This window comes from Streptomyces sp. NBC_00620, from assembly GCF_026341825.1.
In the GTDB taxonomy this organism is placed as follows: domain Bacteria; phylum Actinomycetota; class Actinomycetes; order Streptomycetales; family Streptomycetaceae; genus Streptomyces.
In genome coordinates this window covers 1,411,762-1,428,321 of the sequence record NZ_JAPENY010000003.1, presented here as the reverse complement: position 1 = coordinate 1,428,321, position 16,560 = coordinate 1,411,762, and the positions used below count along the sequence as shown (strand labels likewise).

The window sequence follows — 16,560 nt, the reverse complement described above, 5'->3', positions numbered from 1 at the left end:
GAATAGGAACCCGCACTCATGAGCCGTACCAGAACAGCGTTACTCGCCGCCCTCGCCATGGTCGCCGCAACGGCAGGAGCCGCAGCCGCCGCGATCCCGGCCGACATCGGCACCGCCGCCATCCCCTGCACCGTCGACTACAAGGTGCAGAACCAGTGGGGCACCGGCTTCACCGCAGCCGTCACCGTCACCAACAACAGCGCCGCCAAGACCTCCTGGGCGGTGAAGTGGTCGTACGCCGGGAACCAGCAGGTCACTTCGGGCTGGAACGCGAAGATCAGCCAGAGCGGCACAGCCGTCACCGCCGCCAACGAGAGCTACAACGCCTCCCTGCCGAGCGGAGGTTCGGTCAGCTTCGGCTTCAACGCCTCGTACAGTGGAACCAACGCCCTGCCCACCACCTTCACGCTCGACGGGGTGACCTGCAACGTCGACGACGGAGGCGGAGGCGGCGATCCGACGGACCCGCCCACCGGCACCAAGGTCGACAACCCGTACGCCGGTGCCAAGGTGTACGTGAACCCCGAGTGGGCCGCGAAGGCCGCCGCCGAGCCGGGCGGCAGCCGCATCTCCAACCAGCCGACCGGAGTCTGGCTGGACCGGATCGCCGCCATCAACGGCGTGAACGGCGGCATGGGGCTGCGCGACCACCTCGACGAGGCCCTGGAGCAGAAGGGCACCGGCGAACTGGCCGTCCAGCTCGTCATCTACAACCTCCCAGGCCGTGACTGCGCGGCCCTCGCCTCCAACGGCGAACTCGGCGCGACCGAGATCGACAGGTACAAGACCGCCTACATCGACCCGATCGCCGCGATCCTCGCCGACCCGAAGTACGCCGCCCTGCGGATCGTGACGACGGTCGAGATCGACTCGCTGCCGAACCTCGTCACCAACGTCACCCCGCGCCCCACCGTGACCGCCAACTGCGACACGATGAAGGCCAACGGCAACTACATCAAGGGCGTCGGCTACGCCCTGAACAAGCTCGGCGACGTGCCCAACGTCTACAACTACGTGGACGCCGGACACCACGGCTGGCTCGGCTGGGACGACAACTTCGGTGCCTCCGCCGACATGTTCAAGCTGGCCGCCACCGCAGAGGGCGCGACCGTCGCCGACGTGCACGGCTTCATCGTCAACACGGCCAACTACAGCGCCCTCAAGGAGGACTACTTCACCATCAACGACACCGTGAACGGTACGTCGGTCCGCCTGTCCAAGTGGGTCGACTGGAACCGCTACGTCGACGAACTGTCGTACGCGCAGGCCATGCGGAACCAGCTCGTCTCCATCGGCTTCGACTCCGGCATCGGCATGCTGATCGACACCTCCCGCAACGGCTGGGGCGGCACCGCCAGGCCCACCGGACCCGGCGCGACCACCACCGTGGACACCTACGTCGACGGCGGCCGCTACGACCGGCGCATCCACCTCGGCAACTGGTGCAACCAGTCCGGCGCCGGCCTCGGCGAACGCCCGAAGGCGGCCCCGGCGGCCGGGATCGACGCGTACGTGTGGATCAAGCCCCCGGGTGAGTCGGACGGCTCCAGCACGGCCATCCCGAACGACGAGGGCAAGGGCTTCGACCGGATGTGCGACCCGACGTACACCGGCAACCCGCGGAACAACAACAACATGTCCGGCGCGCTGGCGAACGCTCCGCTGTCGGGGCACTGGTTCTCCGCCCAGTTCCAGGAACTCATGAGGAACGCCTACCCGGCGCTGTGACCGCCGGCTGACGCGATCCGCCAGGGGACAGCTCCGCTTCCCCAGCCCCTGGCGGATCGCGAACCCCATGTTTTCCGGCCCGCCGTCGTACGCCCGTTTTGCTGTATGAGCAACATGAGTGGCCGTTTCCGGGAGTGGCGGCGCAGGCTGTGCACACCCGGACGAGAGGCTCGGAACCATGGCACACGACCACGACGACGACCACGCACCCCACGACCACGCGCACGACGGCCACACCCACATGGACTTCGCCGACATGGTCCCCTACCTGGAACAGGAGGCCGAGCTCACCTCCCCTCTCTACGCGAGCGCGGCGGCCTGGCTGCGGGAGTGGCAGCCCGAACCCGAGATGATCGTGGACGCCGGCAGCGGCCCCGGCATCGTCTCCTGCCTCCTCGCCCACACCTTCCCGCAGGCGCGGGTCGTCGCCGTGGACGGCGTGGCACCCCTCCTGGAGCGGGCCCGCGAGCACGCCGACCGGCTCGGCGTCGCCGACCGCTTCAGCACCCTGCGGACCGACCTCGACGACGGGCTCGGTGACCTGGAGTACCCCGCCGACCTGCTGTGGGCCAGCAGGTCCCTGCACCACGTCGGCGACCAGCGGACCGCACTCGAGGGCTTCGCGCGGGCGCTCGCCCCCGGCGGCGCCGTGGCTCTCCTGGAAGGCGGACTGCCCGCGCGCTACTTCCCGCGCGACATCGGGATCGGCCGCCCCGGCCTGCAGTCCCGTATCGACGCGATCCAGGAGGAGTGGTTCGCCAAGATGCGGGCCGAGCTGCCCGGCGCGGTGACCGAGACGGAGGACTGGCCCGCCCTGATGCACGCCGTCGGTCTGCGCCACGTCGCCACCCGCACGTTCCTCCTCGACCTTCCCGCCCCCCTCTCGGACGAGGCCCGCGCCTTCGTCGTCTCCGCCCTCACCCACCGCCGCGAGGGCCTCGGCGAACACCTCGACGCCGACGATCTCGCCACCCTGGACCGGCTCCTCGACCCGGACGACAAGGCGAGCGTGCACCACCGCCCGGACACATTCCTGCTGACGGCGCACACCGTGTACGTCGGAGTGAAGCCGGAGTAGCCCCTCGGCCGGCGTCTCGCCCTCGGTCGGCGTCTCGTCCTCGAACCGGACGGCGAAGCGCTCCCTCAGACCGGGCGGATCAACTCCCAGGTGTCCACACCGAAGTCGAGAGTCATACCGTGCCGTTCGTACAGCGCGAGCGCCCCAGTGCTGTTGTCCGTGTCCACACCCAGGCCGATGCGGTCGCGGCCCCGCGCCGCGTAGTGCCCGAAGGCGTGGCGCAGCAGGTAACTGCCAAGGCCCTGGCCCCGGGCCTTGCGCAGGACGCCGAGGCTGGCGATCCAGGCCATCGAGGCACGGTTGTCGTGGCTGCGCAGCGCCGCCGCGTCCCCGAAGCCGTCGAGGTGCGCGATCCAGATCAGTGACCAGTCGGCACGCTCGGCGTCGATGTCGTCCAGCCACTGCTCGTAGGTACGCGGCTGGAAGTCGAAGTGGTCGGCGAAGGATTCTTGCAGCAACGCGTGGGCGAGTCGGCGGTCCGGCTCGGTCGAGCAGGGGCGCAGCGTCACACCAGGGGGCGGGGCGGGCAACCGGTCCGTGTCGCCGGACAGGTGACGGGCCATCACGTTGTAGCGGCGGACCGGACGCCAGCCCCGTCCGCGCAGCGCCCGCAGGTCCAAGGTGGGGGCAGTGTTGAGATGCAGGTGCACCACCGCTCGTGCCGCCCCGTTGGAGACCGCGCGCTCGGCGGCCCGGGCCTCCATCAGGTCGAACAAGTACTGGTCCCCGTCCGGCCGGTCGGGCAGCGTGTAGACGTCCATGTCGATGCGCTCGCCGCCGGACTCGTCCCACAGCAGGCCGTATCCGATCAGTCGGCCGCCGTCGAAGAGCAGCCAGGAGTCGCGCTCCAGATCCGTCTCGGGGTGCTTCAAGTCCGTCTGGATCTCGGACAGTTCGGTGTCGGCGCGACCGATCTCCAGCAGGTCGATCTCGTTGAGCAGCGCGCACACCGCCGCCGCGTCGTCGAAGGTCGCCGGGCGCACGGTCAGGCCGGCCGGAGGGGTGGGCATGCTCATGGATCCACTGTCCGTTGGTGCCGGGCGGGCACGCAACGGAGTTTTCCCCTGGTGCCGGCAGCCGCCGTCCGGCCGGGGGGTGAGGCCCTTGACTTCGAGAGCGCTCCAAGTGATGGACTCCCGGCGTTCACCGGAAACGTATGGGGGTAACCATGACCGACTCACCAGTGACGCTCATCACCGGCGGTGGCAGCGGTATCGGCGCCGCGGTCGCACGGCGGCTTCTCGACGCAGGGCAGCGAGTGACCGTCACGGGGCGGGGTGAGGAGCGGCTGCGCGGATTCGCCGAGGAACTCGGCCGCCCCGAGGGCCTGTTGACGATCGCCGGGAACGCGGCCGAGTACGACCACGTGCAGGCGGCGGTCGAGGCGACGCTCAAGGAGTTCGGGCGGCTCGACACTGTCATCGCCAACGCCGGCTTCGCCACGCACGACACCGTCGCCGAGGGCGACCCCGCCGGGTGGTCCGAGATGGTGCTCACCAACGTGCTCGGTCCGGCGCTGCTGATCAGGGCCTCCATCGACGCCCTGAAGGAGACGCGGGGCCGGATCGTGCTGGTCGGCAGCGTCGCGGGCCACATCCACGGACCCGGCAACATCTACGGGGCGACGAAGTGGGCCGTGACCGGGCTCGCCGAGAACACCCGCCGCCAGGTCACCGAGTTCGGAGTCGGCGTCACGCTGATCTCGCCCGGACGCGTGGAGACCCCGTTCTGGGACAGCTACGGCAGCCTGCCGCCGGGCCTGCTGCTGACCGCGGACCAGCTCGCCGAGTCGATCGTCTGGGCGATCGAGCAGCCGGCCGGTGTCGATGTGAACACCGTGGTGGTGCGGCCGATCGGCCAGCCCGTCTGAAGCGCCTGACGGAGAACGGCGCCGGCCCGGACGCGATCCACGCGTCCGGGCCGGCGCCGGTGTCAGTACAGGTCAGGCCTGGTTGAACGTCGCCGGGTCGGGACCCAGACGGCGGTTCTCGTTCAGGGCGGCGATCGCCGCGATGTCCTCGGTGTCCAGGGAGAAGTCGAAGACCTCGATGTTCTCCTTGATCCGGGACGGGGTCACGGACTTGGGGATCACCACGTTCCCCAGCTGGAGGTGCCAGCGCAGGACGACCTGGGCAGGCGTACGGCCGTGCTTCTGGGCGATGGCGATGATCGCCGGGACCTCGAGGAGGCCCCTGCCCGAGCCGAGCGGGGACCACGCCTCGGTGGCGATGCCCTGCTCCGCGTGGTACTCACGCGCCGCGATCTGCTGGAGCTGCGGGTGCAGCTCGATCTGGTTGACGGCCGGGATGACGGACGTCGCCTCGATCAGCGACTCCAGCTGCTCCGGAGGGAAGTTGGAGACACCGATCGCCTTGGCGCGGCCGTCCGCGTAGATCTTCTCGAAGGCCTTGTACGTGTCGATGTACTTGCCCCGCGCCGGCGTCGGCCAGTGGATCAGGTACAGATCCAGGTACTCCAGGCCGAGCTTCTCCAGGGACGTGTCGAACGCGCGTAGCGTCGAGTCGTACCCATGGTCGCTGTTCCAGAGCTTGGTGGTGACGAAGAGGTCCTTGCGGGCGACTCCGGAGGTCGCGATGGCCTTGCCGGTGCCCTCTTCATTGTTGTAGGCCGCCGCTGTGTCGATGCTGCGGTACCCGGCCTCCAGCGCGGTGGAAACCGCCCGTTCCGCTTCGTCGTCCGGCACCTGCCAGACGCCGAAACCAAGCTGCGGCATCTCGACGCCGTTGTTCAGGATGATCGGGGGGACCTTGCTCACGAGCTCTCGATCCTTAAGTCGTCGGGTGGAACTCCCATCGTCAACGATCACGGGCCGTGTTGCATTCCTGACCGGAGGAATCGCCGCGCGGACCGACGGTGCGAGCCGGAGATTGGCCGGAAACGGTTCCGAGGTAGGCGTCTCTGACCTTCGGGTCGGCGTGGACTTCGGCGGGCGTTCCCTCGGCCAGGACATGGCCGAGGTCCAGGACGACGACGCGGGCGGAGAGTTTCATGACGAAGGCGACATTGTGCTCGACGAGGAGCACGGCACAGCCCTCTTCGACTGACAGATAACGGATGACAGATAACAGATGACCGATTTCGTCATCCGTCATTCCACTCGCGGGCTCGTCAAGGAGCAGCACCCTGGGCGGCTCCGCGACCGCACGGGCCAGCTCGACCATGCGAGCCTGGCCGACGGGCAGGGCTCCGGCGTACGCACCGCCGATGCCGTCGAGGCCGCAGCTCCGTAGAACGGCTCCCGCGCGTTCCCGGCGGCCCTTCTCATACGTACGCCGTGTGGGTGCGGCCACCAGATCGGCCACCAGACCGCCGCCGCCCCCGCGCCACTCCTGGGCCACCACCAGGTTGTCGGCCACTGTGAGCTGGCCGAAGAGCTGCTGCCGCTGGAAGGTGCGGCGCATGCCGTGGCGGGCGCGCCAGACGGGGGAGCGGCGGGTGACGTCCGTGCCGTCGAGCAGGATGCGTCCCTCGTCGGGGCGGCGGATGCCCGACAGGGCGTCGAAGAGAGTGGTCTTTCCGGCGCCGTTCGGGCCGATGAGCCCGCAGACCTCCCCGGGGCGCAGGGCGAGGCTCACTCCGTCCAGGGCGCGGACGCCACCGAAGCGGACCCCGATGCCGACGGCTTCGAGGACGGGCGTGTCGTCGCCCGTGGCCGCTGTGCTGCCGTTCATGGCCGGACCATCGTCCGTGGCTATTGTGCGGTCGTTCATGGCCGCACCATCCCTTCGGGCCGGGGGCCGTGCTGCGGGGAGCCGCCGGTGCCGGCACCGATTCCGAGGTACGCCTCCGTCAGCCGGTCCGCCTCCACCTCCTCGCGCGGACCGCACCACGTCACCCGCCCCCGCGAGAGATAGGCGACCGTGTCCGCGACCCCGAGGACCTCCGCCGCCTTCTCCTCGACGAGCAGCAGTGCCGTGCCCGCCTCCTTCAGCTCGGTCAGCAGCCGGAACACCTCCTCGACGACGCGCGGGGCGAGTCCGAGCGAGGGCTCGTCCGCGATCAGCACGTCCGGCGGGCGCTGGAGGAGGGGCGCGAGCGCGAGGATCTGCTGCTCGCCGCCGGAGAGGGAGCCGGCGAGGACGCCGTGGCGGGCCGCGAGGACCGGGAAACGGGCGTACACGGCGTCACGCTCGTCCCGGGCGCGCAGCCGCAGGGCGAGGTTCTCCTCGACGGTGAGGGAGGGGAAGATCCCGCGTCCCTCGGGCGCGAGCACGACCCCGGCCCGTGACCGTCCGACGGCCCGCTCGCGGGTGGCGTCGCGTCCGGCGACGTACACCTGGCCGCTGAGCGGGGCCAGGAGCCCGGCGGCGACGCGGCAGGTGGTGGACTTTCCGGCGCCGTTGGGGCCGAGGAGGGCGAGGATCTCGCCGGGGCGTACGGCGAGGTCGACGCCGTGCAGGACGGGGGCGCCGTCGTAGCCGGCGCGCACGGCGCGCAGTTCGAGGGCGGCCGGGGTCGGTGCCTCGGCAGGCGTTCGCGGTGCGGTGGCCGGGGGTGCTTCGGGGGCTGTACGCGGCGTCGGCGTCGTGCGCCTGCGGTGCAGCCGGGTGGACACCGCCGCCGCGTAGCCGTCCGGGTCGTTGGCCAGTGCCAGGCCCGCCAGGCCGAACAGGACCACCGGCAGGTGGACGGACTCGGTGACGTAGTCGGACAGCAGATGCGGTACGACGGCGAAGACGAGCCCCGCGACCACGGCGAACTGCGGGCGGCGTACCCCGGCCGCCACGACCACCGCGAGCCAGATCAGCCCGGTCATCGCGGTGAAGTCGGTCGCGGTGATGCGGGTGCTGTACGACGCGTACATCACGCCGCCGAAGCCCGCGAGCCCCGCCGACAGCGTGAACAGCATCAGCTTGGTGCGGATCACCGACACGCCCGAGGCCATCGCCGCCGCCGGTGCCGAGCGGACCGCGAGCATCGCCCGCCCGGACGGCGAGTCCCGCAGTGCGCTGAGCGCCGCCACGGCCAGCGCGACGAGCACGATCATCGCCACGCCCATCGCGCGGTCGTCGCTCAGGTCCACCGGCCCGAACACCGGACGCGGGATCGCCCAGCCGGTGTCTCCGTTCCTCAACCAGCCCATCTGGAAGAGGACTTGGTCGGCGAGGAAGGCCAGCGCGAGGGTGGCGAGTGCGAGGGAGCGGCCGCCCACCCGCAGAGCGGGAAGCGCCACAAGGGCGCCCAGCACGGCGGCCGCGCAGGTACCCACCGCGGCGGCCGCCACGAACGGCCACCCATGGCTCATCAGCAGCCCCGCCACCAGCGCCGCGCCCGTCACGAAGGTCGCCTGCGCCAGTGACACCATCGCGCCGAGCCCCGTCACCACGGTGAACGAGATGAACACCAGTGACAGGGCGAGCCCTTGGGCGAGGATGCCGCTCCAGAAGGGGGTCGTGACGGTGTAGAAGGCGGTGGCGAGGACCAGGGCGGCCGCCGCCCAGGGCCCCCAGCGCCGTACCCATGACCGCCCCGCCAAGTAGTCCACCGGCGGCGGGTCCATGGCCGCCGCCGTGCCCGCCGTCCGCTGCCGTCGCGTCAGCACCAGCAGCCCGGCGAAGAGGATCAGGAACGGGACTGCCGTACGGAATCCGGTGATGCGCTCGGCGAACGTCGCGTACCCGGCGACCAGGTTCTGCAGCACTCCGAGGCCGAGGCCGCCCGCGAAGGCGAGCGGGATCGAGACGAAGCGGCCGAGGACCGCGGCGGTGGCGGAGACGAAGAGGAAGAGGGTGAAGTCGTGGGCGGACAGGCCGAGTAGGGGAGTGGCGAGGACGCCCGCGAGTCCGGCGAGCGCCGAGGACAGCATCCACGCGATGGTCGACAGCCGGTCCGCGCTCATCCCGCGCAGCTCCACGAGGGACCGGTTGTCCACCGCTGCCCGGAGTTGCAGCCCGAGCGGTGTGTGCCGCATCAGGATCCACAGGCCGACGGCGACGACGGCGGTCGCCACCCAGGTGATCAACTGGTCGGAGTCGACGCCGACCCCGTCCATCAGCTGCCAGGACTTCGCCGGGCTCGGCCCGACCCCGGGGAGACCGAACTGGTTCTCGGCGGGCTTGACGGACACCCCCGCGTCCTCCAGGAGTTCCACGATCCAGAGCCCCAGTGCGGGCAGCGCCACCAACAGGCCGATGGTGGCCACGATTTGAGCCGTCTCGCCCACCCGCGCCAGCTTGCGGAACATCAGCCGGTCAAGGCCCCAGCCCAGCGCCGGCGCCAGCACCCCGATCACCAGCACGGCGGTCGGTACGGCGGGCCAGTCGAGGCCCGAGTGCAGTTCGTAGAAGACGAGCGCGCACAGATAAGCGGTGGCGCCGTGCGCGAAGTTGAACAGACCCGAGGCCGAGTAGGACAGCACGAGTCCGGTCGCGAGCAGGGCGTACAGCGCCCCCGAGACCAGTCCGCTCAGCACGAATCCCAGCAGGTCCGACATCCCGAGTCCCTCTGCTGTCCGGCTACTTGAAGGGAATCGGCGTGTAGCACTTGAAGGGCGCCGACACCACGTACTTCCCGTCCTTGAGCTGCACGAGCGCTCCGCAGCCGAACGACTCCTTCTGGCCCCGGGGTTCGGCGCGGTCGCCGACCATCGTGTCCGTGTCGGAGAAACCCTGTGCGGCCTTCTGGAAGGACGCCACCGTCAGGTCCTTGCCCGCCTTCTCGGCGATGGAGAGGAAGAGGTCGGCGGACATATAGCCGGTCATCATGTGCATGTTCAAGGGCACATCCTTCCCGGCCGCCTGCCTGATGTCCTCCTTGAACTGCGTCATCGCCGCGCTGTCCTGCTCGAACGGCTGGAACGACAGCAGGATGTGCACCCCGTCGAGCGCCTTCTTCGTCGCGCTGTTGGCGAGCAGTGAGGGGTCGTAGTCGGTGGGGTCGGTGAGCAGACCGTCGTATCCGGTGCGCTTGAGCGCCGTGAACAGGCCGATGTTGTACGGGGTCTGCATCACGGAGACGACGGCGTCCGGCGCCTTGCCGCCGTTGCTGCGCAGGATCTCCTTCGTGTAGGCGGACCAGTCGCTCGGCACGGCGCCGGCGGGCACGGACGACTTCGCGAACGTCACCTTGTAGCCGGCGGAGGCGAAGCTCTGCTTGTAGGTGCGGATGGCGAAGGTGCCGGCGTCGCTGTCGTTGGCCAGGATCGCCACGGACTTGCCCTCTGCGCCGCCCGTCACCTGCTTGAGTCCTTCGGGCCAGGTCTGCGAGATGGTGCCGCCAGGCATCGGCACCATGCAGCCGCCGAAGCCGTAGATGTAGGTGGGTCCGCAGAAGGAGGGCAGTGTGCCCCAGCCGAAGGTGGGGACCTTCTGCTGCTGCAGGAAGTCGGAGCCCGAGAACGTCGTCGAGCTCATCGGCGCGATCGCGAACACCTTGTCCTGCTGCACGAGTTTGCGCGCGGCGGCCAGGTTCTTGGCCGGGTCCTGCCCGTCGTCCTCGGCGCCCAGGTAGTCGATGGTGCGGCCGTTGACGCCGCCTTCCGCGTTCGCCCGGTCGAAGCGGGCCTTCGCGCCGAGGTCGGTGTCCTTCTTGGAGTATCCCGTGGCGGTCGTCATCGAGACGATCCCACCGACCTTGATCGAGTCGTCGGTCACCCCGCGCACGGAGCTGCCCGCCTTGCCCGAACTCCCGCCACTGGAGGCCGAGTTGCAGGCGGTGGCGGCGAGCAGCAGCGCGGCGATGGCGGCGGTGATGGTGCGGATCGGTCGCGACACGGTCGGTCCCCCTCCGTAGCGAGTGACCGAAAGTGTGCGTGGGATCTGACGGAGCGTCAATATCTGACGCGTCGATAAGTGACGAGGCGTCAGAGAGACTTCTGGCAGGGCGCACGCTCTGCCGGAACGACTTCAGGCAGGGCGCATGCCCCCGCCGGAACGACTCCAAGCAGGGCTCATGCCCTGCCGGAACGACATCAAGCAGCGCTCACGCCCTGTACAGCGCCTCGACCTCCGACGCGTACGCGTTCTCGATCGCCTTCCGCTTCAGCTTCAGCGAAGGGGTGAGCAGCCCGTGCTCCTCGGTGAACTGGTGGGCCAGTATCCGGAACGTACGGATCGACTCGGCCTGCGACACCAGCGTGTTCGCGGCGACCACCGCGCGCCGTACCTCGGTCTCCAGGTCGGGATCGCGCACGAGGTCGCCCGGGGGCATCTGTGCCTTGTCGCGCATCTGGAGCCAGTGGTCGACGGCCTCGGAGTCGAGGGTGACGAGCGCCGCGATGTAGGGCCGGTCGTTGCCGACCACGATGCACTGAGCGACCAGCGGATGGTCGCGTACGCGCTCCTCGAGGACCCCGGGCGAGACGCTCTTGCCGCCGGAGGTCACCAGGATCTCCTTCTTGCGCCCGGTGATGGTGAGGTAGCCGTCCTCGTCGAGCGCGCCCAGGTCGCCGGTGGCGAGCCAGCCGTCGTGCAGGGTGGCGTCGGTGGCCTTGGGGTCGTTGAGATAGCCCTGGAAGAGGTTGTCGCCGCGCAGCCAGATCTCGCCGTCGTCCGCGATGTGCACGGTGGTGCCGGGGATGGCCTGTCCGACGGTGCCGAACCGGGTGCGCTCGGGCGGGTTGGCCGTCGCGGCCGCCGTGGTCTCGGTGAGCCCGTACCCCTCGTAGATGAAGACGCCCGCGCCCGCGAAGAACAGCCCGAGCCGCCGGTCCATCGCCGAGCCGCCGGACATCGCGTGCTTCACCCGGCCGCCCATCGCGGCCCGGACCTTGGAGTAGACGAGCTTGTCGAAGACCTGGTGCTGTACGCGCAGACCCGCCGAGGGGCCGGGTCCGATGCCCCAGGCCTTCTCCTCGATGGCCTCCGCGTACCGCACGGCGATGTCGACGGCCTTCTCGAAGGGGCCCGACCTGCCTTCCTTCTCGGCCTTGCGGCGGGCCGCGTTGAAGACCTTCTCGAAGATGTACGGCACCGCGAGGAAGAACGTCGGCTGGAACGCGGCCAGGTCCGGGAGCAGGGCCGCCGCGTTCAGCTGCGGCTGGTGCCCGAACTTGACCCGCCCGCGGATCGCGGCGACCTGCACCATGCGCCCGAAGACATGCGCGAGCGGCAGGAAGAGCAGCGTGGCCGCCTCGTCGCCCCGCTTGGAGTGGAAGACCGGCTCCCAGCGCTCGATGACGGTGTCCGCCTCGAACATGAAGTTCGCGTGGGAGATGACACAGCCCTTGGGCCGCCCGGTGGTGCCGGAGGTGTAGATGATCGTGGCGATCGACTCGGGTGTGACCGCGCGCCGGTGCCGGTGCACCACCTCGTCGTCGATGTGCGCGCCCGCCTCGTACAGCTCATGCACCGCGCCCACGTCGAGCTGCCACAGCTTGTGCAGCTGCGGCAGCCGGTCGACGACCGTGGCGATCGTCATCGCGTGGTCCTCGTGCTCCACCATGACGGCCGACACCTGGGCGTCGTGCAGCATCCAGAAGACCTGCTCGGCGGAGGAGGTGGAGTAGACGGGCACGACCTGGGCGCCGATCGTCCACAGCGCGTAGTCGAAGAGCGTCCACTCGTAGCGCGTACGGCACATGATCGCGACCCGGTCCCCGAACCGGACCCCCTGGGCGAGCAGCCCCTTGGCCAGTGCGAGCACCTCGTCGCGGAACTCGGCGGCGGTCACATCGCGCCACTGCCCCTGTTCGTCCTTGCGGCCGAGGGCGATGTGGAGCGGGTCTTCGAGGGCATGGTCGAAGACGACGTCGGCCAAACCGCCCACCGGCGGCGCCGACGCCAACGGAGGGTTGGTGAACTCGCGCAATCCCGCTCCTAGTGGCGCTCCGCACAGCGCCGTGAAAGCTACCCCACCGGACGGTGGGGCGGGAGGGGGCGGGGACGCCGGAGAGCGCGACATACCTACTGGTCAGTCGCGGAAATGCCCTCACATGGGGAAGGGCCGGACACAATCGCCTACGGTTCCGTAGGTTTCCGTCCCGTAATCTCCACCGAATCTGTACGAGCCATACCGAGCCGTAAACCGGATGTGGAAGTTCCGATTCCGACCACAAAGCGTGACATCGGCCGGTCCCCGGGGCTCGGGGACCGGCACCGCAGACGTCACCCCAGATCCGCTCCCACCTGCTGCTCCACCGGCTTCTCGGCCCCGCCCGTCACGGCACGCGGCGTCCGCACCAACACCAGTACCAGCGCACCGGCGATCAACCCCGTCACACCCGCCGCCATCGACGCCGAATTGAGCCCCGACGCGAACGCGGCCCGCAGCGTCTGTTCGGACAGCGCGCCCCGCAGTGCCCCGGCGCCACCGCCCGCCAGGGTGTGGGCCGCGTCGTGCGACAGGGTGTCCTGCATACGGGAGGTCAGCACCGTGCCGAACACGGCAACGCCGAGCGCGTACCCCAGCTGCCGGGCCGTGTTGACCGCGCCGCCCGCCATGCCCGCCCGCTCGGCCGGTACCGCGGCGAGCGCCGCGCCTGCGATCGCCGGGGCGACGAGCCCGGTGCCGATGCCCACCAGGACCAGGCCCGGCACCAGCGCCGTCCAGCTCGCGCCGGCGTCGAGAACCGCCTGGCAGCAGCTGCCCGAGCCGATCAGCAGCAGCCCGCCGCCGATGGTCAGCCACGCCGGAACGCCGTGCAGCAGCCGCCCGCCGAGGATCGCGACCACGACCGACGCCCCCGTCAGCGGCAGCAGCACGAGCCCGCCGTGCACCGGGCTCAGGCCCAGCACCGTCTGCGCCCAGATCGAAACGTAGGCGAGCACCCCGAAGGCGACCCCGTTGAAGGCGAGCGCACCCGCCATCACGCCCACGAACGCCGGCTTGCGCAGCAGCGAGAGATCCAGCAGCGGGTGCGCCACCCGCCGCTCCACCAGCACGAACGCGAGCAGTGAGAGCGCCGCGAGGACGAACGAGCCCGCCGGGACCGCCGACGTCCAGCCGTCGGCCCCGGCCCGCACCACCCCGTACGTCGTCGCCCCCGCGAAGCACGCGAACGCCACCGTGCCCGCCCAGTCGACGGTCATCCCGCGCGGGCCACGCGACTCCGGCACCACCCGCAGGGTCAGCCACACCGACGCCACGCTCACCGGCAGGTTGACGAAGAAGATCCACCGCCAGCCGGGCCCCTCGGTGAGCAGTCCGCCGAGCACAGGACCGACCGCCGCCGCGCTGCCGCTCACGGCTCCCCACACACCGAGCGCCGCCGACCGCTGCCGCCCCTGATAGGCCGAGCCGAGCAGCGGCAGGGTGGTCGCGAGCATCGCCGCCGCGCCCACCCCCTGCAGGGCGCGCGCGGCCACCAGCATCCCGGGCCCCGGAGCCAGCCCGCACAGCAGCGACGCCACCGCGAACAGCACGACGCCCGCCACATGCACCCGGCGCCGGCCGAGGATGTCGGCCGCCGCACCGACTCCAAGCAGCAGCGCGGCCAGTGCGAGCGCGTAGCCGTCGATCACCCACTGCAGATCACTCAGCGACGCGTGCAGCGCCCGCGCCATGTCCGGCAGCGCGACGATCGCGATCGTCACGTCCAGCAACAACATGAACGACCCCAGGCACACCGCTGTGAGCGGCCCCCATGTACGCATGTCCTCAACTCCCCTGTGTCACCGATGCGTATGCCTCCGTACGATGGGGTCGTGCCGGACGATCACGGCGGCCGTGGACGCCGGAGTACCGGAATCCGACAGGGGTGGTCCTGATGCGCGTGGAATCCGACACCTTCGACCGGCTCGACCTCCAGCTGCTGTCCGCCCTGGAGGCGGACGGCCGCGCTCCCTTCAGCCGGATCGCGGCCGTGCTCGGTGTCTCCGACCAGACGATCGCGCGGCGCTACCGCAGGCTGTGCGCCGAGGGCGGGCTCCGCGTCGTCGCCGTACGCGATGCCGAACGGCTGGGCCAGGACCAGTGGATCCTGCGGCTGCGCTGTGCCCCCGACAACGCGGGCACCATCGCCGACGCGCTCGCCAAGCGACCCGACACCGCCTGGATCGGGCTCGCTTCGGGCGGCACCGAGGTGCTCTGCATCTCGCGCCCGCGCCGCCCCGGTGACCACGACGAGCTGCTGCTCGGCAAGCTGCCGCGCACCCCGAGCGTCATGGAGATCCGCGCCCACCAGCTGCTGCACCGCTTCTACGGCGGACCGACGGGCTGGACCGCCAAGTTCGAGGTGCTCACGCACGAGCAGGCCGCCGCCCTGCGCCCCGAACCCGTGACGGCCTCCGGGCCCGCCCGGATCGCCCCGGAGGACGAGCCGCTGATCGCCGCCCTCGAACGCGACGGGCGGGCCACCTACCCCGAACTCCAGCGGGCCACCGGCCACTCCGAGTCCGCCGTCAAACGCCGCCTCGCCGCGCTGTTCGCCTCAGGAGCCGTGTACATCGACGTCGAGTACCACTCGGAGGTCCTCGGCTATCCGCTCGCCGCCTGCCTGTGGATCACGACCGACCCCGCCGCCCTCCACTCCGTCGGCCAGGCCCTGGCCACCCACCCCGAGATCGCCTTCGCCTCGGCGACGGCGGGCGCCTCGAACATCGTCGCGACCGCCGTCGCCCGCGACACCGCCGATCTCTACGCCTACCTGAGCGGCAGACTCGGCAACCTGAAAGGCGTCCGGCACGTCGAGACGACACCGTTCCTGCGCAAGGTGAAACAACTCACCTACGCAAGGCCCGTGCGCTAGCCGGCCGGACCCGGCAAAGCCAGGTGCACAACCGCGCCCCGCAAGGGGCGCGGGGAACTGCGCGACCAGCCCCCACCGGCCCGCAGCAAAGGAGCCCTCTGCGGAGCGCGGGGAGCCGCGCCACCGGCCTGCGACGAACGAGCCGCATTCCGGGCGGAGCGCTTAAGCCCTGTCCCGCCGCAACCGGTCCCCGCCCCCGAGGATCGCCGCCGCCAGCGCGTCCGCCGCACCCTGCGCCGCCGTCCGTCGGCGCCCGTGCACCAGGACGAAGTCGACCTCGCCCAACTCCGGAAGTCCGGCCCGCTCCGGGACCCGGACCAGGCCGGGTGGCACGAACCCCCTGGAGTGGGCCATGACGCCCAGCCCCGCCCGGGCGGCCGCGATGAGTCCGTTGAGGCTGCCGCTCGTGCAGGCGATGCGCCAGGACCGGCCCTCGCGTTCCAGGGCCTCCAGGGCCAGAGCACGGGTGATGCCCGGTGGCGGATAGACGATCAGTGGGACCGGGCGGTCGGGGTCGAGGCGGAGGCGTTCCGCTCCGATCCACACGAGGCGGTCGTGCCGTACGAGTTCGCCGCGCGGGTCCTCGGGCCGCCGCTTCGCCAGCACCAGGTCGAGCTTCCCCGCCGCGAGCTGTTCGTGCAGGGTGCCGGAGAGTTCGACGGTCAGCTCCAGGTCCACTTCGGGATGGAGGTACCGGAAGCCCTCCAGGATCTCCGTCAGCCGGGTGAGGACGAAGTCCTCGGAGGCGCCGAAGCGCAGCCGGCCGCGCAGCCGCGTCCCCGTGAAGAACGCCGTCGCCTGGTCCTGCACCTCCAGCAGCCGGCGCGCGAAGCCGAGCATCGCCTCGCCGTCCTCGGTGAGCTCCACGGAGTGCGTGTCGCGCGTGAACAGCTGCCGTCCGGCGGTGTCCTCCAGGCGGCGAACGTGCTGGCTGACCGTGGACTGGCGCAGCCCGAGACGCCGGGCGGCCTGCGTGAAGCTCAGCGTTTGCGCCACCGCGAGAAAGGTACGCAGCTGGGACGGGTCGTACATGGTCCAGAGGTTATCGCGAAACGTGATGACAGTCAGAGCAGTATGAAGGATTCCCGATCACGGCTCGGAGGAGGAC

Annotated in this window: 12 protein-coding genes; 4 read left to right on the top strand and 8 right to left on the bottom strand. The window is 70.5% G+C overall.

The genetic code is table 11. From position 1 onward, the window contains the following. Positions 1-18 precede the first annotated feature (18 nt). Both OG246_RS37595 and OG246_RS37590 read left to right on the top strand, forming a co-directional pair. Entirely contained in the window at positions 19-1,728 is a 1,710-nt protein-coding gene (locus tag OG246_RS37595) for a glycoside hydrolase family 6 protein (protein WP_266473390.1), read from the top strand. A gap of 178 nt (positions 1,729-1,906) precedes the next feature. After that, entirely contained in the window at positions 1,907-2,806 is a 900-nt protein-coding gene (locus OG246_RS37590; RefSeq protein ID WP_266473387.1) for a trans-aconitate 2-methyltransferase, read from the top strand. A 65-nt stretch (positions 2,807-2,871) separates the two neighbouring features. On the opposite strand, the gene OG246_RS37585 is transcribed toward OG246_RS37590, so the two are convergent. Beyond that, positions 2,872-3,822, bottom strand: coding sequence for a GNAT family N-acetyltransferase (locus OG246_RS37585; RefSeq protein ID WP_266473385.1), 951 nt, complete (start codon positions 3,820-3,822; stop codon positions 2,872-2,874). Positions 3,823-3,974: 152 nt separating this feature from the next. Between OG246_RS37585 and OG246_RS37580 the strand changes: the two genes are divergently transcribed. Continuing rightward, entirely contained in the window at positions 3,975-4,676 is a 702-nt protein-coding gene (locus tag OG246_RS37580) for an SDR family oxidoreductase (RefSeq protein WP_266473384.1), read from the top strand. Between the two features lie 72 nt (positions 4,677-4,748). Here the strand turns inward: OG246_RS37580 and OG246_RS37575 are convergent, their stop codons facing one another. From OG246_RS37575 to OG246_RS37550, 6 genes are all read right to left on the bottom strand, one after another. After that, positions 4,749-5,540 (bottom strand): aldo/keto reductase, encoded by a 792-nt coding sequence (locus OG246_RS37575; protein ID WP_266474987.1) that lies wholly within the window; start codon positions 5,538-5,540, stop codon positions 4,749-4,751. An 82-nt stretch (positions 5,541-5,622) separates the two neighbouring features. Then, complete coding sequence (locus tag OG246_RS37570; protein WP_266474986.1) at positions 5,623-6,498, bottom strand: ABC transporter ATP-binding protein; 876 nt, start codon at positions 6,496-6,498, stop codon at positions 5,623-5,625. Between the two features lie 35 nt (positions 6,499-6,533). Further along, positions 6,534-9,260: an ATP-binding cassette domain-containing protein gene (locus OG246_RS37565; RefSeq protein ID WP_266473381.1), complete on the bottom strand. Its 2,727-nt coding sequence runs from the start codon at positions 9,258-9,260 to the stop codon at positions 6,534-6,536. Positions 9,261-9,282: 22 nt separating this feature from the next. Beyond that, positions 9,283-10,539, bottom strand: a complete 1,257-nt coding sequence (locus tag OG246_RS37560; RefSeq protein WP_266473379.1) for an ABC transporter substrate-binding protein — start codon at positions 10,537-10,539, stop codon at positions 9,283-9,285. Between the two features lie 208 nt (positions 10,540-10,747). Beyond that, the gene (locus OG246_RS37555; protein WP_266473376.1) at positions 10,748-12,574 is read right to left on the bottom strand and encodes a long-chain fatty acid--CoA ligase; all 1,827 of its coding nucleotides are present in this window, start codon (positions 12,572-12,574) and stop codon (positions 10,748-10,750) included. A 296-nt stretch (positions 12,575-12,870) separates the two neighbouring features. Beyond that, positions 12,871-14,358, bottom strand: a complete 1,488-nt coding sequence (locus OG246_RS37550) for an MFS transporter (protein WP_266473373.1) — start codon at positions 14,356-14,358, stop codon at positions 12,871-12,873. Positions 14,359-14,471: 113 nt separating this feature from the next. Here OG246_RS37550 and OG246_RS37545 point away from each other — a divergent pair, with 113 nt between their 5' ends. After that, the gene (locus OG246_RS37545) at positions 14,472-15,452 is read left to right on the top strand and encodes an Lrp/AsnC family transcriptional regulator (RefSeq protein ID WP_266473371.1); all 981 of its coding nucleotides are present in this window, start codon (positions 14,472-14,474) and stop codon (positions 15,450-15,452) included. Positions 15,453-15,614: 162 nt separating this feature from the next. On the opposite strand, the gene OG246_RS37540 is transcribed toward OG246_RS37545, so the two are convergent. After that, positions 15,615-16,484 (bottom strand): LysR substrate-binding domain-containing protein, encoded by an 870-nt coding sequence (locus OG246_RS37540; protein ID WP_266473369.1) that lies wholly within the window; start codon positions 16,482-16,484, stop codon positions 15,615-15,617. Between the last annotated feature and the right edge of the window lie 76 nt (positions 16,485-16,560).

Coding starts and splice junctions, on each gene's coding strand:
- OG246_RS37565 (WP_266473381.1), bottom strand. CDS start 9,260: ATGTCGGACCTGCTGGGATTCGTGCTGAGCGGACTGGTCTCGGGGGCG.
- OG246_RS37550 (WP_266473373.1), bottom strand. CDS start 14,358: ATGCGTACATGGGGGCCGCTCACAGCGGTGTGCCTGGGGTCGTTCATG.
- OG246_RS37540 (WP_266473369.1), bottom strand. CDS start 16,484: ATGTACGACCCGTCCCAGCTGCGTACCTTTCTCGCGGTGGCGCAAACG.
- OG246_RS37580 (WP_266473384.1), top strand. CDS start 3,975: ATGACCGACTCACCAGTGACGCTCATCACCGGCGGTGGCAGCGGTATC.
- OG246_RS37595 (WP_266473390.1), top strand. CDS start 19: ATGAGCCGTACCAGAACAGCGTTACTCGCCGCCCTCGCCATGGTCGCC.
- OG246_RS37590 (WP_266473387.1), top strand. CDS start 1,907: ATGGCACACGACCACGACGACGACCACGCACCCCACGACCACGCGCAC.
- OG246_RS37575 (WP_266474987.1), bottom strand. CDS start 5,540: ATGCCGCAGCTTGGTTTCGGCGTCTGGCAGGTGCCGGACGACGAAGCG.
- OG246_RS37545 (WP_266473371.1), top strand. CDS start 14,472: ATGCGCGTGGAATCCGACACCTTCGACCGGCTCGACCTCCAGCTGCTG.
- OG246_RS37585 (WP_266473385.1), bottom strand. CDS start 3,822: ATGAGCATGCCCACCCCTCCGGCCGGCCTGACCGTGCGCCCGGCGACC.
- OG246_RS37570 (WP_266474986.1), bottom strand. CDS start 6,498: ATGAACGGCAGCACAGCGGCCACGGGCGACGACACGCCCGTCCTCGAA.